General features: G+C 60.5%; 21 protein-coding genes. 8 read left to right on the top strand and 13 right to left on the bottom strand.

Features of this window, described 5'->3' with window-relative positions; translation table 11 throughout:
• Window positions 1-2: 2 nt before the first annotated feature.
• The 12 genes from AAE029_RS21155 to AAE029_RS21210 form a co-directional block, all read right to left on the bottom strand.
• Window positions 3-1199: an acyl-CoA dehydrogenase family protein gene (locus AAE029_RS21155; protein WP_371074866.1), complete on the bottom strand. Its 1197-nt coding sequence runs from the start codon at window positions 1197-1199 to the stop codon at window positions 3-5.
• A complete protein-coding gene (locus AAE029_RS21160; RefSeq protein ID WP_371074867.1) occupies window positions 1199-2302 on the bottom strand; it encodes an LLM class flavin-dependent oxidoreductase in 1104 nt (367 codons plus the stop codon). Before AAE029_RS21160 ends, AAE029_RS21155 begins: the two co-directional genes overlap by 1 nt.
• Before the next feature lie 141 nt (window positions 2303-2443).
• Window positions 2444-3535, bottom strand: coding sequence for an LLM class flavin-dependent oxidoreductase (locus tag AAE029_RS21165; RefSeq protein ID WP_371074868.1), 1092 nt, complete (start codon window positions 3533-3535; stop codon window positions 2444-2446).
• Window positions 3532-5235: a dipeptide ABC transporter ATP-binding protein gene (locus AAE029_RS21170; RefSeq protein ID WP_371074869.1), complete on the bottom strand. Its 1704-nt coding sequence runs from the start codon at window positions 5233-5235 to the stop codon at window positions 3532-3534. Before AAE029_RS21170 ends, AAE029_RS21165 begins: the two co-directional genes overlap by 4 nt.
• Window positions 5214-6062, bottom strand: coding sequence for an ABC transporter permease (locus AAE029_RS21175; RefSeq protein WP_371074870.1), 849 nt, complete (start codon window positions 6060-6062; stop codon window positions 5214-5216). Before AAE029_RS21175 ends, AAE029_RS21170 begins: the two co-directional genes overlap by 22 nt.
• Window positions 6059-7069 carry an ABC transporter permease gene (locus AAE029_RS21180; RefSeq protein WP_371074871.1) on the bottom strand — a complete coding sequence of 337 codons (1011 nt, stop codon included), beginning with the start codon at window positions 7067-7069 and terminating at the stop codon, window positions 6059-6061. The genes AAE029_RS21175 and AAE029_RS21180 overlap by 4 nt, the downstream gene beginning before the upstream one ends.
• 33 nt (window positions 7070-7102) lie before the next feature.
• Window positions 7103-8755 (bottom strand): ABC transporter substrate-binding protein, encoded by a 1653-nt coding sequence (locus AAE029_RS21185; protein WP_371074872.1) that lies wholly within the window; start codon window positions 8753-8755, stop codon window positions 7103-7105.
• 187 nt (window positions 8756-8942) lie between these two features.
• On the bottom strand, window positions 8943-11243 hold the full coding sequence (locus AAE029_RS21190) for a molybdopterin guanine dinucleotide-containing S/N-oxide reductase (protein WP_371074873.1): 2301 nt from the start codon (window positions 11241-11243) through the stop codon (window positions 8943-8945).
• Window positions 11244-11284: 41 nt separating this feature from the next.
• The gene (locus AAE029_RS21195; RefSeq protein ID WP_371074874.1) at window positions 11285-12661 is read right to left on the bottom strand and encodes an FAD-binding oxidoreductase; all 1377 of its coding nucleotides are present in this window, start codon (window positions 12659-12661) and stop codon (window positions 11285-11287) included.
• Window positions 12662-12747: 86 nt separating this feature from the next.
• On the bottom strand, window positions 12748-13350 hold the full coding sequence (locus AAE029_RS21200; RefSeq protein WP_371074875.1) for a 2-hydroxychromene-2-carboxylate isomerase: 603 nt from the start codon (window positions 13348-13350) through the stop codon (window positions 12748-12750).
• A 1-nt stretch (window position 13351) separates the two neighbouring features.
• Complete coding sequence (locus tag AAE029_RS21205; protein ID WP_371074876.1) at window positions 13352-13930, bottom strand: TetR/AcrR family transcriptional regulator; 579 nt, start codon at window positions 13928-13930, stop codon at window positions 13352-13354.
• A gap of 183 nt (window positions 13931-14113) precedes the next feature.
• Window positions 14114-14833 carry a GntR family transcriptional regulator gene (locus AAE029_RS21210; protein WP_371074877.1) on the bottom strand — a complete coding sequence of 240 codons (720 nt, stop codon included), beginning with the start codon at window positions 14831-14833 and terminating at the stop codon, window positions 14114-14116.
• A gap of 157 nt (window positions 14834-14990) precedes the next feature.
• Between AAE029_RS21210 and AAE029_RS21215 the strand changes: the two genes are divergently transcribed.
• Genes AAE029_RS21215 through AAE029_RS21230 form a run of 4 tightly spaced genes read left to right on the top strand, consistent with a single transcriptional unit; the run spans window position 14991 to window position 19987 of the window.
• Entirely contained in the window at window positions 14991-15806 is an 816-nt protein-coding gene (locus tag AAE029_RS21215; RefSeq protein WP_371074878.1) for an ABC transporter ATP-binding protein, read from the top strand.
• 13 nt (window positions 15807-15819) lie between these two features.
• Window positions 15820-16815 (top strand): ABC transporter substrate-binding protein, encoded by a 996-nt coding sequence (locus AAE029_RS21220; protein ID WP_371074879.1) that lies wholly within the window; start codon window positions 15820-15822, stop codon window positions 16813-16815.
• A 10-nt stretch (window positions 16816-16825) separates the two neighbouring features.
• Window positions 16826-17596 (top strand): ABC transporter permease, encoded by a 771-nt coding sequence (locus AAE029_RS21225; RefSeq protein WP_371074880.1) that lies wholly within the window; start codon window positions 16826-16828, stop codon window positions 17594-17596.
• 12 nt (window positions 17597-17608) lie between these two features.
• Window positions 17609-19987, top strand: a complete 2379-nt coding sequence (locus AAE029_RS21230; protein WP_371074881.1) for a hypothetical protein — start codon at window positions 17609-17611, stop codon at window positions 19985-19987.
• Between the two features lie 231 nt (window positions 19988-20218).
• On the opposite strand, the gene AAE029_RS21235 is transcribed toward AAE029_RS21230, so the two are convergent.
• Window positions 20219-21292 (bottom strand): LysR substrate-binding domain-containing protein, encoded by a 1074-nt coding sequence (locus AAE029_RS21235; protein ID WP_371074882.1) that lies wholly within the window; start codon window positions 21290-21292, stop codon window positions 20219-20221.
• Window positions 21293-21355: 63 nt separating this feature from the next.
• Here AAE029_RS21235 and AAE029_RS21240 point away from each other — a divergent pair, with 63 nt between their 5' ends.
• The 4 genes from AAE029_RS21240 (at window position 21356) to AAE029_RS21255 (ending at window position 24804) form a co-directional block, all read left to right on the top strand.
• Complete coding sequence (locus AAE029_RS21240; RefSeq protein WP_371074883.1) at window positions 21356-22552, top strand: MFS transporter; 1197 nt, start codon at window positions 21356-21358, stop codon at window positions 22550-22552.
• A gap of 46 nt (window positions 22553-22598) precedes the next feature.
• Window positions 22599-23333 (top strand): hypothetical protein, encoded by a 735-nt coding sequence (locus AAE029_RS21245; RefSeq protein WP_371074884.1) that lies wholly within the window; start codon window positions 22599-22601, stop codon window positions 23331-23333.
• 66 nt (window positions 23334-23399) lie between these two features.
• Window positions 23400-24020 carry a GTP cyclohydrolase I FolE gene (gene folE, locus AAE029_RS21250; RefSeq protein ID WP_371074885.1) on the top strand — a complete coding sequence of 207 codons (621 nt, stop codon included), beginning with the start codon at window positions 23400-23402 and terminating at the stop codon, window positions 24018-24020.
• A gap of 4 nt (window positions 24021-24024) precedes the next feature.
• Window positions 24025-24804 carry an SDR family oxidoreductase gene (locus AAE029_RS21255; RefSeq protein ID WP_371074886.1) on the top strand — a complete coding sequence of 260 codons (780 nt, stop codon included), beginning with the start codon at window positions 24025-24027 and terminating at the stop codon, window positions 24802-24804.
• The last annotated feature ends 12 nt before the right edge of the window (window positions 24805-24816 follow it).

The raw sequence follows: 24816 nt of genomic DNA on the forward strand, positions 1-24816 counted from the left end.
GATCAGGCCGTTTTCAATACGGCGAGATTGAGCGGAGGAGCCGACGGCGTGTCCTTTTCGCTCTTCCAACGTTCGAAGGCTGCGCGCCCGAGCATGGAGATGGATGTGTCCTCCTGCGGGGCATGGACGAGCACCGATTGAATGTCGCGGAAGTGGCGCTCCAGCCCCAGTTCGTTTCCGAGACCGGGATTGCCGATCCCGCGAACAGCAACCTGAACCGCGTCGCGCAGTTGCCGGCCTGCGATCAACCGGGCCCTTATGTGCTTCTCGGCATCGGCATGCTTATCCCTCAGGGCATCGAAAATGATCTGCCGGGCACCGGAGACGAGCAGATCGATCTCACCGGAAAGCGTCACGAAGCGTTCCGTGCGTGCGATCGGATGACCAAGGTTGGTCGGCACCCGCTCGTGGGCAAAGCGGATGAACGCTTCCTGAGCGGCTTCGGCCACTCCGAGATAAAGCGCAGTCAGTGCCAGCGTGATTGCTGCATGGGCGCGATTATCCTGCTGTGCAACGGACGGATCGACGAGATCGATCACGTTCTCGAGCGGGATCTCGACATCGGTATATTCGACGTCGTGAGAGCCGGAGGCGCGCATGCCAAGGCTGTTCCAGTTCTCGATGACGCGGATGCCCGAAAGCTTGTTCGGCACGACAAATGTTCCGACACGGGCCGGCGCCTCGTCGGTGTGCGCCCAGACCAGAAAATGCCTCAGGCCGTGGGCGCCGGTGACGAACCGCTTGCGACCGGTGATCGACCAGCCGGAGGCCGTGCGGCGGGCGAGCGTCGCCGGCAGGCCGCCGCGGGCGGGCGAGCCGAGCTCGGGCTCGACACGCGCGGCGTTGATGAGCAGCGGCTGCTCTTTGGCCTGCGCAAGCAGGCGCCTGTAGAGATCCTCCGGCCAATGGCTTTTCGTTGCCTGGCCGAGGTGGTTGAAGATCGTCATCGCGCTGATAAGTGCGACCGACGGATCACCGCGACCGAGTGCTGTGAGAATCGTTGCAACGTCGTGAAGGGTTGCGCCGGCGCCACCATATCTCGCCGCGACGGTGCTTTCGAGCAGGCCGCTTTCATGAACCGCACGGATGCCTGCCCATGGGAAGTCCCCGGTCCGGTCCGCCTCGGGGGCAGCGTCCGCAAGAGCACGCGTTGTCGCTCTCAGCAGGCTTGGATCGAAAGGCGTGTCCTGCGCAATCATCAGGCTGCGGCCTTCTTCTTTGCCTCTTCCCGTTCGCGTATGCCCTCGCGCACCAGCGGCAGGATGTAGCGGCCGTAGTCGACGGCATCGTTGAAGTTATCATAGCCGCGGATAGAGATCAGGTCGGCGCCGAGATCGATATAGTCGAGGATCGAATCGGCAATCGTGCGCGGCGATCCGACGAGCGCGGTAGTTGCCCCGGAGGCATTGGTCGCCGTGACCGTCGGATACCAGAGGGCACGATCATGGACGTCGCCGCGTGCCGCAATGTCGAGAAGCCGCTGCGATCCGACATTGGCGGGACGAGGGGCGGTGGGCGGCGCGCGATGAAGGCCCTTTTCCCGGTTGTCCTTGAGGCGGTCGAGGACCCGGTGAGCCTTTTCCCAGGCCAGTTCGTCGGTTTCGGCAACGATCGGGCGGAAGGTCACCCAGATCCGGGGCCGGTCGGTCCTGCCGGCCTTTGCCGCCTCGGCGTAGATGCGCTCGATCTGCTGCTTGGTTTCCGCCAGCGGCTCGCCCCACAGGCCAAAAATATCGCCGAGCGAGCCGCCGATCCGGTAGGCGGCGTCCGACGACCCGCCGACCGAGATGGGGATGGTCCCATTCGTCGGACGAACGGCGCTGCGGAACTGCTTGAACTGGTAGTATTTCCCGTCGAAATCGAAGGGCTCGGTTGAGCTCCATGCAAGCCGCAGGATACGGATATATTCCTCCTGCCGCTCGTAGCGCTGCTCCTTATTGAGGAAGTCCCCCTCGCGCGCCTGCTCGTCATCGCTGCCACCGGCAATGAAGTGGACGACCACGCGCCCGCCGCTCAACTGGTCAAGTGTAGCAAGCGATTTGGCCGCGACCGTCGGATAGACGGTATTGGGCCTGAGCGCGACGATGATCTTGATGTTCTTCGTATGCGCAAGGACGGTGGCGCCAATGGTGAAGGGGTCGAAGGAAGAGGATGAGTAGGGGATCAGCGTGTAGTTGAAGCCGTAGTCATCGAGCGCGCGTGCATAGCGCTCGAGATAGCGGGGATCGACCGGAGCGTCCGGCATGGGATTGAGATCGCTCGAGGCGTTGGGAAAGCTAACGCTGATGAATTCCGCGGACATGGGAGCTCCTCTGATTGTCGAATGTTGGACAAAAGTTAGGTGGCAGCTAAGGAGTAAGGAAGACAGGTCTTTCTATTTCCATTGAAACTATAGAAAATATTCTCTAATCCCTCGCGCGGGAGGTTTAGTCGAGCGACGGCCTTACCAGTCAGGGGACCAGCCGAGGCTTGGAGCGACGGTTCCGGCGAGATCGGTGAGCAGACGGATGTTCTCGGCCAGACCGAAGGCAGGCGGCAGAAAGAGGACGACCTCGTCGGCCGCGGCAAGGCCGGGATCACTGAGCACCGCTTCGATGACCTGGTCCGGCGTGCCGTGAAAGACCGGTGAGATCTGGCTTCCCGGCGGCTGGTTGGTCCGCGCGCTCGGCTGAAGCGCGCCCTTCGGCCGCGATGCCGCAATGCCTTGGGTGCGACGCTCGAGATCATAGGCGGCGTATTTTTCGCGAAGGTCCGGGGTGGTGCCGACCAGGATCGACGCTGCCACCGCGACAGGCGGCGGCTCGCTTGTCCGTTCCCGCCGCCAGGTGGCTCGGAAAGCCTCGATGCAGCGGGCCTGATAATCTCCGAAGCTCTCACCCTCGGCGTGGTCATGCTGTACGGTTCCGGCGATCAGCCCGATGCCGAGTTCGGCCGCCCGGGTCGCCGATCCAAGGCTGGCGGAACCCTGCCTGATGCGCGAGCGAAGGGTAGGACTATGCGGCGTCACTCTCAGCTGGCTGCCTTCCGCGGCACCCTGGCCGGGTTCTGCAACGGTGTGCAGAACTTCGCCTGCGACCGCGGAAAGAAAACGGGCCTGACGGCGCTTGGCTTCCGTCCGGGCGTCAGTTCCGACCGTGCCGAACACGGCATCGAAGGCGGCGTTGGAGCCGGTCGAGATCGCCAGTTCCAGCCGGCCGCCGATCAGGAGATCTGTCGTGCCTGCGGCTTCCGCCAGCAGGATGGGATCCTGATAGCGCATCGGAATGACGGCCGAGCCGAGCACGATGTGGCTGGTATGCTGGCCAGCTGCAGCAAAGAAGGGGAGCGGCGAGGACAGATAATGGTCGAAATGGCGTTGATAGGCCCAACCCGACTGGTAGCCCAGACGTTCTGCCGCCTTGAAAAGTTCGATGCCTTCCCGCAAGCCGTGAGCCGGGCCGGTCTCGTCGTTGAACGAGACGCGCGTGTTGAAGCCAAGCCGCTTCTTCGGACGGAATGATGCGGACGGTGCCGCGGCGGGGGCGATGACGGTCATGCGATCTTTTCCTCGTTGAAGATCTGTCGCTGCTGCGGGGGCTGGGTTCGCGCAAAACGCGCGGCCCCTGACGGGATCGATTCCAGCAGCGAGCGGGTGTAAGGCTGGCGGGGCGTGTCGAAGATCTCGCCGACGGTGCCATGCTCGACGATGCGTCCGCGCTTCATGACCGAGACCGTGTGGGCAAGCTGGCGCACGAGCGCCAGATCATGCGACACGAAGATATAGGTAAGACCAAGCTTGGCCTGCAGCGACAGCAGCACCTCGACAATATCGGCCTGAACGCTGACGTCGAGCGCCGAGGTGGGTTCGTCAAGCACGATCACGTCGGGTTTCAGGACGAGCGAGCGCGCAATGGCAACACGCTGGCGCTGGCCGCCAGACAAGGCGGCGGGCTTGCGGGACAGGAGATGCTCTCCCAGCCCCACGTCCGCAAACGCCTTGCGCACCACAAGCGCCCGCTCCTGATGCGTCCCGATCTTGAAGCGGTCCAAGGGCTCGCGCACGAGCCTCTCGACGTTCCAGGTCGGATCGAGCGATGTGAAGGGGTTCTGGTAGACGAGTTGCAGGTGGCGCCAGACTGAGCGCAGCTGTTCGGGCGACTTGCCGTTGACCTGTTCGCCGCCGACCGCGATCTTCCCGGTATCGGGCTGCTCAAGCCCGAGCAGAAGCCGGATCGCCGTTGTCTTCCCCGATCCGGATTCCCCGACCAGCGCATGCGTCGTTCCCGCCTGAACTTCGAACGAGACGTCGTTGACGGCGCTCAGAACCTTGCCGTCGACGGTGAAGTTCTTCGTTACGCCGGCAACCTCGATCTTCGGTGTCTTCTCGCGCCGAGCGCCGAGGTGCCGGAAACCAGGCTCTCGCAACGACCGGTACCGGTCCGGGTTGAGGGCCGGCACGTCACCATGGAGCTTTCTGGCGTAGGACGAGGAAGGGGCGGAGAATATCGTAGCGGTACTGCCGGCTTCCTGGACGGTGCCGTCCTTGAGGACCACGATGGAATCCGCGCGCTCGGCTGCGATCGCCAGATCATGGGTGATCAGGAGAAGGCTGATCTGTAACTCCTCCTGCAATTTCGACAACAGGTCGAGAATACGTTTCTGGATCGTCACATCGAGTGCGGAGGTCGGCTCGTCCGCGACCAGCAGCGAGGGTCGCGGCAGAACGGCCAGACCGATCAACACGCGCTGGAGCATGCCGCCGGAAAGCTGATGCGGATAGGAGTCGTAGACACGCTGCGGATTGTCGAGCCCGACCTGCGCGAATGTCTCCAGAACCAATGCCTTGCGAAGCGCCTTGTCCGGTTCGTCCAGCAGTGCGGCCGCTTCCATTGCCTGCGCGCCGATCGTGCGGACCGGGTTCAGGGAGTTGCCAGGGTCCTGCGGCACGAAGCCGATGCTGCGTCCCCTCAAGGGGCGGAAGCGGCGCTCCGGAAGCCCCAGTAGCTCCTGGCCCTCGAATTCGACACGGCCGGAGGCGTGTCCCGTTGCTGGAAGTAGTCGCAGGACGGCGCGAGCGATGGTCGACTTGCCCGATCCGGATTCGCCAATCAGCGCGAGACCTTTGCCGCGTCCGAGCTCGAAGCCGACATTGCTCACAACCCTGTGGGTGTCGTAGGCGACCGACAATCCTTCGGCCCGCAACAGCGGGGTCGACGCGCGGTTTGAAAGCGAAGTCAGTCTGTCTTGCGGAGCCATCGGCTGATCCTGTTTACAGAGAGGACGGTTGCGATCGTGACGAGGGCCGGGGCGTAAACAAGCCAGGGCCACTTGAGGTAATCCTTGCCGGTCGAGATCAGCAGGCCCCAGTCGGAGGCGGGTGGCGGGTCGCCGTAGCCAAGGAAGGCGAGGCTGGCGATGACAAGGATGGAATCGCCGAATTGCAAGACAGCAAGCGGCAGCACCGATCGCGATGCGTTCGGAAGCACATGGCGCCACAGAATGTGCCAGCGCGAGCCACCGAGGAGGAAGGACGATTCGACGAATGTTGCCTGCCGGGTCTTGATGACTTCGGAGCGCATCACCCGGGCAAACAAGGCAACGGCGGAGACGCCCGTCGCGATTGCCGCGTTGGTCGTGTCGAAACCGATTGCGGTGACGACGATGACCGCCAGCAGGAACTTGGGGATCGCCAGCAACACATCGACGAGACGGGCAAAGGCCGTGTCCACCCAGCCGCCGAAGAAGCCGGCCAGCAGTCCGACAGACCCGCCTGCGACGACACCGATGACGACCGCGATCAGTGCGCTCGCCACCGATGAGGCCGTGCCATAGACGACACGTGCATAGAGGTCGCGGCCGAGATGGTCAGTACCGAACCAGTGTGCCGCACTTGGGCCGAGCAGCTTTTGAGCGGGTGTGCCGTTCACCGGATCGTAATGGGTAAACAGCCACGGCGCCAAAGACCAGCCGATCGCCACAGCAACGACCAGGAAAGAAAGAATGACGACAGGCTGCACGCGCAGGCCCGTCAGACGGCCGATCGCCGTCGCGCGCGGGGTCGCGGAAACAGAGGCAAGTGTCATGGGGTTACCGCCTTGGAGATGGGAGGAGAACTGTCGTCAGCAGTCGTCGGGCGGCGTGCTTGCCCACCGAGAAGTTTGACGCGCGGATCGAGGAGTGGGTAGGTGAGGTCGGCGATCAGGTTGACGACCACAAAGACCACCGCGGCGAGCGAGACGACCGCTTGCAGAACCGGCAGGTCCTGCGTGCTGACCGACCGCTGCACCAGGCTGCCGAGCCCGTTTCGCCCAAAGACCGTTTCGGTGATCAGCGAGCCCCCGAGCAATTCGCCGATCGTCAAAGCGACGACCGTGATGACCGGGAGTGATGAGGGCTTGAGCAGGTGCATGACGAAGAGCCGCATCTGGCCGAGCCCGCGTCCGCGCGCGACGACGGCATAGTCCTGGCTGGATTCATGGTCGAGATTGGCAATCAGGACTTCGGCGATCTGTGCCGAGATCGGAATGCCGAGGGCGATCGCTGCGAAAAGCGTTGCCCAGAAACTGTCAGGCTGGATGACGCGAAAGACGCCGAGCTGAAAACCGAAGAGATGGATCAGCACCAGGCCGATCACGAAGTTCGGAACCGACAGGAAGAGCGACGGGAAGCCGCGGAGCAATCCCTGACCAAACCGCCGGGGCAGAGATTGCGTGCCATAGGCGATGATTGCCGCCAGGAACAGCGCAACCGTGAGCCCCGCCGAGGCAAGCACGAGCGTCGACGGCAAAACCTCCGCAATCAGCGTCGCCACCGGCCGGTTGGTTCGCATCGACAGACCGAGATCGCCGGTCATGAAGCCGGAAAAGGCATTCCAGAGCTGCACGGGGATCGGTTTATCCAGCCCCTGCGCGGCGATGATCTCTTTGATCTCATCCGGGGTGAAGCCGTTCTGCGGGTTGTTCAGGACGTTGGTAATCGGATCGCCAGGCAGGATACTGACGACGACAAAGGTGAAGACATAAGACAGCAGGATCACGACGATCGCCTGCAGGAGCCGCTTTCCGGCGTAGTCGAAATAGGCTTTTCTCATGCCCATCACCTCTGTGTCTGTTGAACGGCCGGACTATTCGCTTTTTGTTGCGGTGTAGTAACTGGCATAGGCGACGCCGTTGTAGACCTCTCCCTTGAGCTTCGGCGACTGCACGTAGATGCGCTGGACGATCTGGGTTCGCGGAATGAAGTAGCCCTGCTCGAGGACGTATCTCTGCAATTCGTCGAGCAGCGGTTTGCGGGCTTCGATGGAGCCGGCGCCGGCGATCTTGTCGCGCAGGTCGTTGAGGGTCTTGTCGCTCTCGTCGAGCGCAAACCAGTTCTCGCCATTATTGGCATTCGTCAGGATGCTGGCGACGGTGCCGGCGTCGATGAAGGAGCGCGTCACCTCATATGCCGGTACGCCCGCGCCACCGTACTTGACCTTCTGCCCGAAGGTGACGACGTCATAGGCACGGATATCGACCTTCCAGCCGATCTTGCCGAGCTGCTGCGCAATCAGCTCATCGATCGATTTCGATGTCGCGAGGTAGGGGTTGGAATTCAGCGTCAGCGACAGCGGCTTGCCATCCTTGGCGCGAACACCGCCCGTTCCCTTCTTCCAGCCTGCCTCGTCGAGAAGCTTCTCTGCCTTTTCAGGATTGTAGGCGAGGAGCGCGCTCTGGTCGGTCGCACCTGGAACGTTGCTCTGGATGAACGAGGTCGCAAGCTTCCAGTCGGGCGTATAGACCGTGTCGATGATTTCCTGGCGATTGATGCCTGCCTGAAGCGCCTGGCGAACCTTCACATCGTCATAGGGTGCAAGCTTGGTATTGATCGCCCAGCCGTTGACGAAGCCGAGATAGCGGGGCGTCGCTACCGTGAGGCCTTCCGACTTGAGGGACTCGAGTTCCTGCGGCGATGCGTTATAGGCAACGTCGGCCTGGCCGGACTGGACGGCTGCGACCCGCAGCGACGGTTCCGACACCAGCTTGTAGGTGATCGTATCAAGATGGGCCGGACCTGTCTGGCCAACCGCCGCAGGACCCCAGTTGTAATCCTTGCGCTTGGTAAGCTTGACGTAGTCGCCTTCCTTCCAGGACTCGACGACATAGGGGCCGCTGCCGGAGGTCTTGCTGAGATCGGCCTGGCTGCTCGCCGGCGACGCGATGGTCTTCGGGGAAACAAGGATCGAGCCGTGATAGCCGAGTGTTGGAATGAAGCCCAGCGTCGGCTTCTTGAAGAAAACCTTCACGGTTGTCGCGTCGACGGCTTCGGCATGATCATAGGTCTTGGGGAACAGGCCGATCGGGTTGATGCCCTCGCTCTTGCGTCCCGCATACCAGATGTCGAGATTTGCGACGACCGCAGCTGCATCGAGCGGGCTGCCGTCGGAGAAGGTCACGCCGCCCTTGAGATGCAGGGTGAATTCCGTCGCATTGTCGTTCTGCTCCCAGCGCTCGGCGATCCACGGGCTGACCTTGCCGTCGGCATCGACATAAAGAAGCTTGTCGGTGACATGACCCCAGATATGGCCCTGAAAGCTTGAGATCGCACTGTTGTTGGGAATCCAGGTGTCGCCCAGCGAGTCGATCAGGAAGACGACATCTCCGCCATCACGCGCGCCGTCCTCAGCCGATGCCGGGGTTACACCAGCTGTTGCGACCAGAGCGGCAAATGCCAGTGCAGAGGTGGCGGTCAGCAGACGACGCCGGGGAAGAAGAAGGCGAGAAGAACGGTCGTTCATGAAGCGGTCCTGTTTGGTTGCCGGGCTGATTAGGAACAGGAGCCTATGTGAGCGGATCGATTTCGAGAAAGACTGGTTGTTCTTTTTCTACCAAATTCGTAGATTATTTTATCAGCGCAATCTGAAGCACGAGGATCAGGATTTCCGGCCGTCGATCGCCCGGCGAGCGAGATTACGTGATGCCGATCTATCCGGCGATGAATGTCATTCCGTCTAGAATGCGCACGGGCGGCAGTTCACCAGTGAAGCGCTCGACATCGACCTTCGTCAGCTGGCCCGTCGAGCCTTGGGCAAGCTTTGATGTGCCGGCGTCGCGGGTGAGGATGTTCGGGTTGCCATGAATGCACATGGCGATCGCAGCCTCAGCATCATCGGGCTCGAACCATGCGCCGGTGGCAAGCTGCATCACGCCCGGTCTTACATCCTCACTGATCACTGCGGCGGCGAGGCAACTGCCACGGGCGTTGAACAGCCTGACGACATCGCGATCGGAAATGCCGCGCTCTGCCGCATCGGCAGGGTTCATGCGCACCGGTTCGCGGCCGTCGATCTTGGTGGAACGGCTGAAGTCACCATAGTCCAGCTGGCTGTGAAGGCGCGAGTGGGGCTGGTTGCAGACGAGGTAAAGAGGATGGGGGGACTCCGCCGCCTCTCTCTCCGGGTCCGGTTCATACCAGCGCGGATGACCGCGGCAATCGTCATAGCCAAAGCTCTCTATCGCCTCAGAGAAGATTTCGATTCTGCCCGATGGCGTCGGCAGCGGATTGGCGTCAGGATCGGCCCGGAATGCGCGCGCAGGGCCGCCATCGTCAGGCTTTACCGGTAGCAGCAGTTCACCCTTCTCCCAGAAGGTTTCGAAATCCGGCGCCGGATGACCGGCGGCGGTGAGTGCTGTTCGCGTGGTCTCGAAGAGGAGAGCGAGCCACTCACGGCTCGACCGGTTCTCGGTGAATTCGCCGCGTTTGCCGAGGCGCTCTGCAATATCCGCGAATATCTCGTAGTCGTCGCGTGCTTCGCCGACCGGTTCGATCAGCTTCTTCATGGCGATCATCATCGGATCGCGGTCGGCCGCACCGATATCGTCGCGCTCGAGCGTTGTGGTCGCGGGCAGGACGATGTCGGCGTGGCATGCAGACGACGTCCATGCCGTCTCGTGCACGATGATCGTCTGCGGCTTCTTGAACGCCTGGCGAAGCCTGTTGAGATCCTGATGATGATGGAACGGGTTGCCGCCGGCCCAATAGACGAGGCGAATGTCAGGATAGCGCAGAGCCTGGCCATTGTAATGGAACGGTTCGCCCGGATTCAGCAGCATGTCGGCGATCCGTGCGACTGGGATAAAATCCGGCACCGGATTGTGGAACTGCTTGAGCGTCGGCAGGGGAACGGCGAGCTGGCGCTTGCCGATATTGCCGAGCGCACCAAGCGAATAGGAAAAGCCGCCGCCATCGAGGCCGATCTGGCCGAGCATGGCCGCCAGCACGATTCCCATCCAGACCGGCTGTTCGCCATAGTCGGCGCGTTGCAGCGAGTGGCTGACGGTGATCAGTGTCCGGACATTGGCCATGTGCCGCGCCAGATCCACGATCGTATCGGCAGCGATACCGCAGATTCCGGCTGCCCATTGCGGGCTCCTCTCGACGCCATCCTCGCGCCCCAGTAGATAAGCCTCGAAGCGTGGATAGCCTGTCGTATAGCGGTCGAGAAACTCCCTGTTGTGCCGTCCCTCGCTGACCAGGACGAAGGCGATCGCCAGCATGAGCGCGACATCGGTTCCAGGGGTGACCGGCAGCCATTCGGCATCGAGATCACTGGCAATGTCGTCCTTGAGCGGGCTTATGAGCACGAAGCGCGCACCGCGCGCACGGGCACCGCTCAGCGCCGGGCGCACGACGTGCCGGCTAATGCCGCCGCCATGGACATCGGTGTTCTTCACCGCCATGCCGCCGAAGGCAACGATCAGTTCGCTGCTGCGTTCGATCGCTTCCCAGGTGACGCTCTTTCGGTCGAAATGATCATAGGGGCCGAGCACATGCGGAATGATGACCATCGCCGCGCCCGAACTGTAAGTATTGACCGATCTGACATATCCGCCGAGCATGTTGAGGAAGCGGTGGATCTGGCTTTGCGCGTGATGAAATCGCCCGGCGCTGGACCAACCATACGAGCCGCCGAAAATGGCCTGCGGCCCGGCTTCGGCGTGAACCCGGCGAAGCTCGTTGGCGACAAGATCGAGCGCTTCGGGCCAGCTGACCTCGACATAGCCGTCGCTCCCACGTTTCCTGGCATTGTCGGGCCGGCGTTCAAGCCATCCGCGCCTGACGGCCGGGCGCCGGATGCGGGCGGGGCTATGGGCGATTGCGGGCAGGTTGCCGAGCAGGGGAGATGGGTGAGGGTCGGCGGGATGCGGACGGATTTCGAGCGCTTCGCCTTGATCCCGTCCATAGAATGCGCCCCAATGAGAGCTGTGGGGTTTGAAGCCGTCCATCGCACCGTCTCCCGCGGCAAGGGTGGAAAAATCGGCAGCACTTACGCCGGCAGGATCTTGCCGGGGTTCATGATGCCTTTGGGATCGATGGCGTTCTTAAGCAGGGCCATCAGTTCGACCGCGTCTCCGTGTTCCTGGCGCAGATAGCCGATCTTGCCTGTGCCGACGCCGTGTTCTCCGGTCGACGTCCCGCCGACGGAGATTGCGTGTTCTACCATCTTCTTGTTGATGGCCGCGACCTCCGCAAGCTCCGCTTCGTTTTCCGGATCCACGGCGAAGACCACATGATAGTTGCCGTCGCCGACATGGCCGAGAATGGCGGCCGGAACACTGCAGTCCTGCAACAGCGTGCGCGTCTTGAGAATGCAGCCGCTGAGTTCCGATACCGGAACGCAGACATCGGACGACCAGCCCCTGGCATTTTGCCGTTGCGAGACGACCGCGTAGAAGGCGTTGTGGCGGGCTTTCCAGAGGCGGTTTCGTTCTTCCGGCGCATTGGCCCATTCGAAGTCCTTGCCACCGTGATCCCTTATGATTTCTCCGACCAATTCGACCTGCTCTTGAACCGAGGCAGGGGACCCGTGGAACTCGAAGGCGAGCGTATCTTCAATCTTGAGAGAGAGACCGGAATAAGCGTTGGTGGCGGAAATCAGGCCACGGTCCATCAGTTCCATCCGGGCGACCGGGATGGCAAGCTGCACGATCGCGATCGCTGCGTTGACCGCTTGCTCCACGCTCTCGAACGAACAAAGGGCCGCCGAAATGGTTTCGGGGATGCCCCGCAGCCGCAACGTCACCTCGGTGATGATGCCGAGCGTGCCTTCAGAGCCGACGAAGAGGCGTGTCAGGTCATAGCCAGCCGATGATTTGCGCGCCCTTCCGCCCGTGCGAATGACCTGACCTGTCGGCAGCACAACAGTCAGCGAGAGCACGTTCTCGCGCATGGTGCCATAGCGCACGGCGTTGGTGCCCGATGCACGGGTCGCTGCCATGCCGCCAATCGAAGCGTTGGCACCTGGGTCGATCGGGAAGAACAGGCCCTGATCGCGCAGATAAGCGTTGAGCTGTTCGCGCGTGACGCCGGCCTCCACGGTGCAATCGAGATCTTCGGCACTGACGCGAATGATCTGCGACATCTGCGAAAGATCGATGGAAATGCCGCCGCGGACTGCCGTCAGATGGCCTTCGAGCGACGTGCCCGCGCCAAAGGCGATGACGGGCACGTATTCGGCCGCGCAGAGCCGAACGATCTCGGCGACCTCGTCCGTGCTTTCCGCAAACACAACAGCGTCTGGGACAGCCGGAATATGATGGGATTCGCCGCGTCCATGCTGTTCGCGTAGCGCCTTTGATGTCGAGAAGCGATTGCCGAACATCGACAGCAGCTGATCGGATAGCTCAGCGGATAGGGCGCCCATTTCTCAGTTCCTCTGTCAGCAGTGCTGGCGGCGAGAAGATCTCGCATGATGAGACGCGATGCGTGCTTGCACCCAGTCCGTTGGTGTCAGACGGCGATCTTCTCGCCATTCAGATGGCGTTCCAGAAACGGCAGGCTGTCCTGTCCCCAATAGAGCTCGTCCTCGTAGCGAAACGTCGGAAGGCCGAAGATGCCTGCGCTCTTGGCGCCTTCTATATTGGATCGCCAGACTGACTGGATCGCCTCCGACCAGGCTCGTTCTTCGAGCTTTGTCCCATCGAAGCCTGCCGTTTGGGCAACAGCCTGGCGGATTTCGCTTCGGCCGATATCATCGCCGTTCGTCCAGAAGGCCGCCTGAAGAGCGCGCGTCAGCTTCAGCCAGTCCAGGCCATCCTCGATGGCGGCAATCACCATGAAGCCCGCGGGAGTCGGATCGGAAAGGGCGGATCGATTTTCGAAGTTGAGCGTCTTGCCGCGCAATGCCGCCCAGCGCTTAAGGTCTTTGGTCCAGTAGGCGCGCCGCGCCTCGGGCCGGTTGCGCGAATAGATACCGCCATTATCCTCTATAACAGAGATGACGTGCGGGCGGATCGAAGCTCCGTGCCTTTCCGCAAGTTCGGAAAAAGCATCGAGGCCGATGAAGGACCAAGGCGAACCGATGCCGAAGAAGTAGTCAATTGCTTTTGTCATACTATGCCTGTTCAGCGTCCTTGATCGGGGAAAGTGCGGCGTCGAAAACGAAAAGAGCGCAGTCTCTGGCGGTCAGCACGGCTTGGGGATCGCGGCCAACTGCGACTGTCGCCAGCGCTCCTTCGTAAAGGAGGGCAAGATAAGCAGCCGGCTGATGTGCTGCGGCATTCGCCCTCGCCATGAGCGCGCGAAACATTTGGCTGACGGCGGCCTTGTGGGCACGTGCGACGGTAACGACACGTTCGGAATCGCCGTGCTCGGCCACCGCCAGAGCGAACGCACATCCTCGAAATTCAGGGCTATCAGCCTTCTCATGCAACCGCTCAAAGACGAGCTTGAGCTGATCCCGTGGATTGGCTGCCTCGTCTAAGACTTCTTCAAGAGAGCGGACGACGCGCTCATGACGGTCCTGAAGATAGGCGGCGACGAGATGGTCCTTTGACGGGAAATGCCGATAGAGCGTCGCTTTGGCGATCTTGGTTTCGTCGATGATCCGGTCAATGCCAACAGCGCGAATGCCCTCGCGGTAGAAAAGTGCGCCGGCTGACGCAAGAATGTGATCTGATATCGATGCTTTCATGGAACTGTTTAAGGGAGCCTTCTTAATCGGTACGCTTTGACGTGCGAGCTACTTTAAGGGCTTTTATGCGCCTCAGCCGAGAAGAGAAAGACAGGTCGTTCCCTTTGCGCGGCTCGCCGGGAATGTTTTTGCTTTGATAGTTCGATTGGTGTGTTGGCTGCCTGATTCAGCTAGGCGCCGGTCCTAACTGAGCATTCGATTGCCGAGAACAAACTTGTAGCGCTGCGGTCGAATAAAGAATTCAGACTTTTCGGCGCAGGCGCCGTTCTCGAAGTAGGAGGTTCGTTCGAGCACGAGCAGGACCGCATTTTCCGCCGCTCCAATCAGCGATGTTATCCGAGGCGAGACAGCACGCGCCCCGATCGCAATCTCGGCGGAGACAATGTCGGCGCCGGCTTTGTCTTTGAGAAGTGCATACGTCGGACGTTGTTCAGCGATCTCTCGCTCCACTTCAGACATGAAGGCCGGCAAGAGGCTTCGGCCCAAGGCAATCGGCTCGTCATCCACAATGTGAAGGCGTTCCAAAAGTGCGCATTTCGTTCCGAACAGCGGGATGAAAGCAGATGGTGTTTCGATGGCGGTCAACTCGACGATCCGCATCGTGGCATCGAAGCCTTGGACTTTCAGCGATTCATGAAAGCTGCGCAGCGTATCGATCTGATGGCGCACCTGCTTGCCGGCCACGAAAGTGCCCTTGCCTTTCCGACGTTCGATCAGCCCATCCTTATCAAGCCGTTCGAGTGCCAGCCGGACGGTGACGCGACTGACCGTGAAGCGTGCCATGATCTGCGATTCCGACGGGAGCCGGCCTGACGGCTCGTAGGCGCCTCCGGTAATCTCGGCACGAAGGCGATCGGCGATCTGCAGGTACATTGCCACCGGGTTGTTCCGTATGAGGTTCATCTATTTTTCCATTGGGTCGAAAAGACCACGGAGCTGCGAAGCTTTGGAATAGCTTTCCCTTTTGTTGCCGGACAAGGGGAACTCTTCACGTTGATAACATGTATTATAATGTATTAGAAATTGGGGCAACTCCAATCCAGGGGCGTCCCAAGGCAACATGGCATCTCCAGCTACCTCAAGGCAGATTTCATCCGGCGCCGCCTTTTCGGTGGACGGTACGGCTTTCGCCTATCCCGGAAGCCGACGCGGCATATTCGAACGGTTTTCGCTGAAGGCTCGGCCGGGAGAATTCGTGGCGATCCTCGGCCCGTCCGGTTGCGGCAAGTCTACGCTCCTCAATCTTCTTTCCGGCTTCCTGCGCCCGCAATCGGGGCATATCACCATAGATGGTGCGCCTGTTGTGCCGGAGCATCCGGTTCTCGGATATGTATTTCAGTCGCCGAACCTCTTCCCTTGGCTGAGCGTCCTGGAAAACGTCCGCTTTGGCCTGCGCATGAATCGCCGTGGCTCTCCGCAGGAGCAGCGAGCCGTCGCGCTGCATTTTCTGCGGCTCGTCGGTCTGGAAGAGCAGGCGCATGAGCCGCCTCACCGATTGTCGGGCGGCCAGCGTCAACGGGTTGCGCTGGCGCGCTCACTGGCACTCGAGCCGCGCCTTCTGCTGATGGATGAACCATTCGCAGCGCTCGACGCCATGACGCGCGCGGCCCTTAACGACGAACTGCTTCGCATCTGGTCGAGCTTGGGCCAGACCGTGCTTTTCATCACCCATGACATCGATGAAGCGATCTATCTCGCCGACAGGGTCCTCGTCCTCGGGCTGCCGCCGGCGGGCATCACCGCCGAACTGGCGATCGATCTGCCGCGTCCTCGCGATCAGCGTGGCACGAGAGCCAATCCGCTCTTCGCGCAGCTGCGCGAACGGCTCGGCGAGGAAATCGCCAAGGTCATGACCAGCAATCAACCAGTTACCTGAAGGGGAGCATCCGATGAAACACATTCTGCCTGCAGTTCTTCTCGCTCTTGCGGCGGCTCTGCCTGCCCATGCCGAGGATCCGCGGCCGCTTCGCATTGGCTGGGTCCAGGCGATGGCGAATGCGCCTGCCCTGATCGCCGAGGAGAAAGGCTATTTTCGGGACGAGGGCTTGAACGTCGAGCTCAAGGGTTTCGGCGATGGTCCAGTCATCCAGCAGGCCGTGGCCGGAGGCGAAATCGACGTGGCCTATATCGGAGCGCCCCCGGTCTATCAATGGGCAGCACGCGGTCTCGACGCGAAGATCATCGCCAAGGTCAACTATGGTCAGGCAGCGGTGATCGCAAAGGCGGACGGCCCTGTCCACGCGCTTTCCGACCTTAAGGGCAAGAGGCTTGCCGGCGTCAACAGGGGTAGCGGCATGGACGTGCTGCTGCGCGGCTACGTTCTGAAAGAGGCCGCCGGCCTCAGCCCGGACACGGATCTTGCGTTGTCGCAAATGCCCGTCGGAAACATGAACGCCGCTCTCGATACAGGCGTCGTCGATGCAGCCTTTTTATGGGAACCTTTTATCAGCCAATCGGTGCTCCGCGGTGCAGGCCGTGTCGTCTTCGACGTGAACGGAGCTCTGCCCGGTTATCCCTGGTATGTCGTGGCAGCGCCCGACAAGACCCTTAAGGAACGCCCGGACGATCTCGTGAAACTGTTGCGGGCGAATTCGAAGGCCATTGCCTTTCTGCGAGAGCATCCTGAGGAGGCCGACCGGATCATCGCCCGGAGCTTCAAGCTGGAAGCCCTCAAGGCCGCTGACGGAAGCGTCGTACCGCCGGAAGCGATCGTCGCGGAAGCGAGGAAGCGGCTTGGGTGGTCCGCTGAAATCGAGCCGTCCGACCGTGCCTTCATCCAGCGGCTCATCGACTACTCCGTCGACCTCGGTTTTCTCGACAAGCGCTTGAATGTCGCCGACATCATTGACGACAGCTTCGCCGCGAAAGCGGCCGCTCAACGATGAGATCCGATCGATGAAGAAGTTGGCAGCGCGGCTGCGTTTTCCGCAACCGTCCTGGCGCTGGGCAGCGCTTCCGTTTCTGCTTGTGGTGTGGTGCCTCGCGGCAAGCCGCGTTCCCTCCTATGTGCTGCCGCAGCCTTGGGACGTGGCGGCCGAAGGGCTCCGCTGGATCCGGTCGGGCGAGTTGGGCCGCCAGATCATGGCGAGCTTGTTGCGGGAATTCGGCGGCTTCGGCGCGGCCGTCGTAGCTGCCGTGCTCATCGGCGTGTCCGCCGGGCTTTGGCGGCCGTTTCGCGAATTCGCCCAGCCGCTGCTCGGTCTTTTCATGGCCATCCCACCGATCGCCTGGGCGCCGCTGTCGCTGATTTTCTTCGGCCTCGGATATCTCTCCATCGCCGTCGTCATCTTCATCGCATCGGCCTTTCCGATGGCCGTGACAGTTCAGGAAGGCGTGCTTTCCACCAACAGCGGCGAGGTGCGTGCAGCGCGCATATTGGGAGCCAGACGGTTGCAATTGCTGGCCCACGTCTATCTTCCCGCCTCTCTTCCTTTCCTCACGGCTGCATTGCGCATCGGTTTTGCGCAGGCATGGCGGGCGCTTGTGGCGGCCGAGATGATCGGGGCATCTCAAGGTATCGGCTGGATGGTCGCCATGGGCGGCCAGCTCGGCAACTCGGCGCAGGTGCTTCTCGGCATCGCGCTGATAGGACTTACCGCGTGGCTGATGGAAAGCCTCGTGTTTCGACGGATAGAGCGCCGCTACGAAGGCTGGCGCGGACAATAACGGACGTTTCCCATGACAGAGATTTTGCCGCACAAGACGTTTCAAGCCAGCGCCCATTCTCCGACGGGCCTTGCCGATCATTTCGATACTTTGCCCTTCCTCGGTCGTCTGACCTGTCAGAGGCAGACGCTGACGGCGGGTGAGTGGACCGAACTGGAGCTCGTTTATGAGGTCGGTGCCGTCGGCCTCGCGGACGGAGCATGGCTGAAGCTCGCTTTCAAGTTCTATTCCGACTGGGCGCTGTTCCAAACAACGAACCCAGCGGGCGCAAACTATGTTTCCGCCGAATATCACGCCGGTCCTCTGGTTTCGGGGCAAAGCCCGGGCACAGTTCAAGCACTGAAAGTGCGTTTCGACCAGAAAGGACACGAACGTCCCTTCCAGAAGGCTGTCATCATTGACATCGTCGACGGCTATCTCAATCCCGGCGACAGGATCGTCATCCGCCTGGGCGATCGGCGGCAGGGCGGTGCGGGTACCCGTGTCCAGACTTTCGTGGAGAGGGCATTCCGTTTCCGGCTGTTCGTCGATCCGCTGGGCAGCTCGAAATTTGCAGAAGTGCCAGGCGACTGCAAACTGGAAATTTCGGCCGGCGAGCCTCATGCCCTTCAAGTCATCGCGCCGCGGCTGGTTGGCCTCGGCCAATTCTTCGACGCTATCGTGCGCGTCGACGATATATGGGGCAACACTTGCCATGGTCGCGACCTGCAGGGTGCGCTCGTCGTCACCGCCCCGGACGGGCGGCAACGGACGGAGCCAGTGGCATTTGCCGCGGAAGGCTGGACATTCGCACGGATTTCCGGCCTTTCCTTCGCCGAAGCCGGCGAGTGGAAATTGGAAGCATGGCTGAACGGCCAACCCTCTGTCGTCGCGGGCGTCGCCTATGTACAGAGCGAAGACGGCGCTTTGCGCCCTCTCTATGCCGATCTGCACGTCCATTCCGACGACACCGTGGGCACCAACGACGCGACCTACAATCTCACCTACGGACGCGACATCGCCGGGCTTGACGTGGTGGGTTACACTGTCAACGACTTCAACATCACCGAGGCGAATTGGGACAAGGCCGTGGAGATCATCCACGATCTTAACGAGCCGGGTCGCTTTGTCTGCTACCCGGGTACCGAATGGTGCGGCAACTCCGCTGCTGGCGGCGACCGCAACGTCGTCTTTCTGCGCGACGGCAAGCCCCGGTTTCCATTTGACGAGAAGGGGGGCTCCCTTCGCTCTTTCGAATGGAATGAGACGACGGCGGGAGCCATCCGCCCCGGTATCTGGCCCGTGGACCGGCTCTATGCAGCCTATGAGGATGATCCGGAAGGCCATTTGTTGATCCCGCATGTGGGTGGCAGGCGCTGCATACTGGACTGGAACCATCCGGAGCTGGAACGACTCATCGAGGTCGGTTCTGCCTGGGGGCAATTTCATTGGCTTTACATCGAAGCTCTGGCACGCGGATATAGGGTCGGCGCTTCCGCTGCAAGCGATGAGCATCAGGGCCGCTGTGGCGGTGGTGCACCGGCCACCGGAACCTTCGGTGCGCGTGGCGGGCTCACCGGCGTCATCGCCGAGCGTTTCGACCGTGCCGGCGTTGGCAGCGCACTTCGAGCGAGGCGCACTTTTGCGACGACCGGCGAACGCAGTTTCGCCTCACTGTCGCAAGGAAAACATTTGATGGGTGAGGTGTTCAGCGCCGAGTCTGAAGAGCCGCTCTCTTACCGCCTGCTCGGGCACGCCGGCTGGGAGGAGGTTCAGCTTTTTGATGGCGATCGCGCCGTGTGGCGGCGCGATCTGCACGCCGAAACGGGGCTTAGTGAGCGGAGTGTGCGGATACGCTTCGGCGGGGCGCGCATCAAGGATCGCTATCGCGCTGCCTATTGGAGCGGCGAGGTGGCTGTGACCGGTGCAGCGCTTCTGGACGTGCACGGGGTCGGTTTCGATCATCCCGAGCAAAGCGTGTGGCGCACTGGGCTCGGCACGCTCGGCTTCAGGACGGCGACACATGGCGACGTCGACGGAATCGAACTTAAGCTTTCCGACCTGCGCGACGCGCGCATCGTCATCGCCGCCAAGCTCCACGGCTACAGCAAGATCGGAGATTCGCTGCAGCCGCCGCCACATGTGCATGCGCCCCAGGTGTCGCTGGAGGCAAGCGGACACGAGATAATCGCAAAGGGCTCCATCTCGGTCGATCTTCCGGGAGTCGAACTCAGGCTTCTGTTGGAGCGCGTCACCGATAGTCCCTTGCCGCGCGATCTCTCAGGCGAGATACCAATTGCCGAACTCGGATTGCAGGATGGACGCGAACATCCGCTTTTCCTGACAGCGAGACAGCGGGATCAATCCCGTGTCTGGACGTCGCCATTGTTCATGACAAGTCTGGCAGTCTGAGAGACGCTGAGTTCTTTGGTTGCTTGTGGGCGCCTCGCGAATACGCGCCGATATTTGCTGGGTGTGCGTCGCGGCGCCGATCGATCAGAGAGGTCAGGGGTTCTACTCCCTTCAACTGCAACTGGATTGCATTAACGTCCTGCTCCCGTCAGGAGCAACTAAGACAACTATCGCTTCGTCGGCCATCGCAGAGTCGTAAAATCCAACTCCGCCCAAGCGAACGCCCTCAAGTCAGGTTGCCACTTGGGTGGCGTTTTCGGGCAGGCGAAAAGTTGGTTCGACCTGAACTAGCGCTGGCCTGCTTGCTATCTCACTGAGCAGCCAGTTCCTGAAGGCCTGGATCCGCGGTTTTTGCGCGTCCTGCGTCCGTGTAACAAAATAATAGGAAAGAGGGGTTCCCAGCGATGCTGCGATCGGGATCCTTACAAGCCCCGAGCTGATAGCTTCCTCGGCATAGATGTCGCGAACCAAGGCCAGTCCCTGCGAAGCCACTGCCGCTTTGATCATAAGCGAATCGTCAGAAAAGCTCGACCCACGTGCAGCTCGGCCCGTCGTATCATTGATCCCATGAGCGCGAAACCATCTCGGCCAATCTACGCGATCACGATCCTGTAAAAGTGGGTGGGCAAGACAATCGGCGGGGGTCTGTATTGAGGGTATGCTCCTCAAAAATTCAGGGCTGGCGACGACGATCAGCTGTGGTGTTAAGAGTTGCGTCACTGACATGCCAGGATAGTTCCCACTTCCATGGCGGATCGCGACGTCGAACGGCTCGTGACGCAGGTCAACCAAGGCGACTGAACTGTCTACTTTTACCTCGATATCGGGATAGAGCTTCGAGAACTTGCCTATCCGGGGAACGAGCCAGGATGACGCGAAAGACGGTACGGTCGTGACGACAAGCGTGTTGCGCTTCGGCTTGCGGTGATCGAAGTCTTCAACAGCGTCCTGGATCTGTTGGAAAGGCATATTAAGCGCCTCTATCAGGCGTGCTCCCTCCGCCGTCAAATGCAGATCCTTGCTGGCACGCTCAAATAGCGTAGCACCCAGGCGGTCCTCCACGATCTTGATTTGCTGGCTCACGGCGCCCGGAGTGACGCCCAAATTTCGCGCAGCATCCTTCATGCTTCCGCAGCGCGCGACTTCAACAAATGTTCGAAGAGAAACCAATGAAATCTGTAGCCCCATGGGCCGGAGTTTAGCAAAACTAATTTCACCTGCAAGAGAACTTGTTTGCTCGCCGCAACCATTTCGTGCATCTCTTTGCCCGTCGCAAACCAAATCTCGAAATGATGTTTTGCGCATCCGAGCTGCCCGGCCAACCGGGCAAAAGCTCGGCTGCGCGGTCAGACAAGGCAGGCGTCGGAAATGAATTATCCCGCAGGATCACTGGAAATTTCGCCGACGCCGACGCTGAGTCGTAGCTTGCTTGTCGCACTTTCGACGGCGGCCGGACTGTCGGTCGCCAACAGCTATTATAATCAGCCTATGTTGAGCCGGCTCTCGAGCGATTTCGGCCTGGCCGCGGCAACCGTGGCGCTGGTGCCAGTCCTGACTCAATTCGGCAATGCAATCGGCGTCCTGTTCATCGCGCCTTTGGGTGATCGCATTGAGCGCAAGCTCCTCATCTTGGTCACCATAACAGCGCTTGTCGTTGCGCTGATCAGCGCTGCGCTGGCAAACTCATTTGAGTGGCTCGTCATCGCAAGCTTCTTTGTCGGTCTTTTCGCAACCGTCGCGCAACAGTTGGTGCCGCTTTCCGTGCATATCGCGCCGGCGAAGATGAAGGGGCAGGTGCTCGGGACAGTCACCGGCGGAATCCTGATCGGCATTTTGCTGTCCAGAGTGCTGAGTGGATTCGTTACGGACCTGTGGGATTGGCATATAATGTTCTGGGTTGCAGCCCTGCTGATGACCCTAATTGGCCTTGCACTGGCGTTAATGCTGCCGCGGGTCGTCCCAACAACTGATGTTAGCTATTTCAATCTCATCGCATCGTTGTGGAGCCTGTTACGCACACACGCGCTTCTGCGTCGTGCCATTATCATTCAAGCGCTGATTTTTGCGTCGTTCCTCGGCTTCTGGTCGAACCTGGCTTTGCACCTTGCTCGGGAGCCCTTTCAGCTGGGTTCGTCATGGGTGGGACTGGTTGCGCTGGTCGGTGCCGGTGGGGCAATGGCAGCACCCGTCGCCGGCCGGTTTGCCGATAGACGAGGACCCAAGGCTGTAATCGCGCTCGGAGCGGCCATTGTCGTGGCTGCTTTCGTGTCCTTCATCGCCATACAGGGATCGATCGTCGCGTTGATTATCGGCGTGATCGTTATGGATCTCGGCGTGCAGTCCTCCCAAGTTGCCAACCAGGCACGGGTCTATGCGCTGGATCCGACTGCACGCAGCCGTCTCAATACGATCTTCATGGCAACGATGCTCCTCGGCGGCTCGTTGGGTGCCGGCGCTGCAGGCCTCGCCTTTTCGAGATTTGGATGGACCGGAACCTGCGTCTTTGGGGCGCTATCCGCCGGAACCGCACTTCTCATCGCACTGATCAAGCCGTCCGCAGACTGAGTGGACAACCAAATCCCATTATTTTGAGAGAGGAAGGAGAAAATCCATGAACATTTCTGTTGCGTCGCCTTTGGCAAAGGAGACTTTTGAGGCGCTGACGAAGGCGGATCGTATCAAGACCGTCCTGAGCATGGTCGATGAAAACGAATACGAGACGGTTGTCTCCAAGCTTATGGCCTTGTTCGACCTTGAGCTGAACTTCGGCAAGGTCCACAATTTCGGAATTAAGACGGTTATCAAGAGCCGCGTTTTCGATTTCTCGGACGGGATATCGTTGCCTTCCCGTCTGTTCATGATCCTGCACACGCTCGGCCACTATTACTTCATCTCACGCGCCGACAAGATGGGTATCGATCGGTACAAATACATCTACGACACCTTCGAGAACACCAACCTGCACGTCTACGAACAGGCAGACGCCAAGGCGGTTCAGGAGGCGCGTATCGTTACGGATAAAGTCAGACGCGATCGAACCGAGTTCGAGATCAGGGCCAATGATTTTGCTGCCGACCTGCTGCGAGCGATCGGCCATCCTCATCTAATCCCGCTCATCAAGCTCTACGAGCCTGCCGACGTCAACTATATCCTTGATGTGACCGAGGGCGGCAAGGATGCGATCGTCCCAACGGACTTTGATTATCTCGATCGATATGTCTGCACGAACCAATCAGTGGTCGAGGAAGAAAATGTGGAGCGGATCTACTGGCCCGGCGTTTTCAGCATCGGTTCTATTGATTGGCCGCTTCTCGCCAAATCGAAGCTCGAAATCCACTTTTTCTGACGTGTAATCGGCGGCTGGAAGCCGGCACATTGTCGGCTTTTGCCGCAGGCAAAACGGGAGGACCCGATGAATCTTGACTTAGCACAATCCTTGAAAGGCATACCGTCCGCGCAGTCTGCGCAGCTCGAGGCGCGGTCGGCGATAGCCGGAGCGGTAAAACAAATCCTCGCGGCGGCGGGGGAAGATCCTGAACGTGAAGGGCTTCGTGATACCCCCGTTCGCGTTGCGAAGATGTTTGAGGAACTCTTCTCCGGCCTCAATGAAGATCCACGGGACCATCTTCAAACGCAATTTAGCGATGATCAGCACGAGGACATGGTCATCGTGAAAGACATCCGCTTCTACTCAGTATGCGAGCATCATCTTGTTCCTTTCTTTGGTAAAGCTCACGTCGCCTATATACCGAACGGCGGACGTTTGACGGGTCTCAGCAAAATCGCCCGAGTTGTTCAATCCGTTGCCAGACGGCCACAACTCCAGGAGCGATTGAACTCCCAGATTGTAGATGCCATGTGGGACGCGCTTGAGCCCAAGGGCGTACTTGCCGTTGTTGAGGCGGAACATATGTGCATGGCGATGCGGGGCATCCGTTCACCCGACAGCAAGACGTTGACCGTGGTATCACGCGGTACTTTGGAAACAGATCCCACTTTGCGAGCAGAAACCTTCAAGCTATTGCGCGGGTGAAGGTATGGAGCGGCCGCAATCTATCACATCCAGGTCGGTGGCGCTTGTCACCGGCGGGGCGGTCCGGATCGGCCGCGCAATCACAGAGAGGCTTGCCGCCGACGGTTACGCAGTCGCTATTCACGTTCGTAAGAAAAATGAAGCCGCGTATGAATTGGCGAGCCGTATTAATGATGCGGGTGCTCGTGCCGAACTCGTCGAGGGTGATCTCGCCGATCACTCGGTGGTGGAAACACTTTTAACGCAAGCTTCCGCGAAATTGGGCGCCGTGACGCTTCTCGTGAACAATGCATCCAAATTCGACGCTGATGAGGCCATATCTCTCGATCAGGCTTTATGGGACGAGCACTTTGCAATCAATCTTCGCGCCCCTGCGTTTTTGATGCGGGACCTGGCCCGGCAGTTGCCGCCAGGCCGTGTTGGTGCGGTTGTGAATGTCATCGATCAGCGAGTCTGGAAGTTAACGCCCCAATTCGCCTCATACACGCTTGCAAAGGCCGCACTTTGGACCGCGACGAAGACCTTTGCGCAGGCCCTGGCGCCCCGGATAAGGGTAAATGCCGTAGGGCCAGGTCCGACGCTCAGCAATGTGAGGCAAAGCGACGATGACTTTGCACGCCAATCGGGCGCCGTTCCGCTTGGCCGCGGGAGTTCCCCAGATCAGGTTGCCGAAACGGTTGCTTATCTGGCGCGAGCCGAGAGTATCACGGGCCAAATGATTGCCGTCGATGGCGGACAGCACCTTGCCTGGCAGACGCCCGACGTCATCGGCATCTCAGAATAAAAACGGAGAAAA

It is taken from the genome of Sinorhizobium sp. CB7, assembly GCF_041357635.1.
Classification (GTDB): Bacteria; Pseudomonadota; Alphaproteobacteria; order Rhizobiales; family Rhizobiaceae; genus Rhizobium.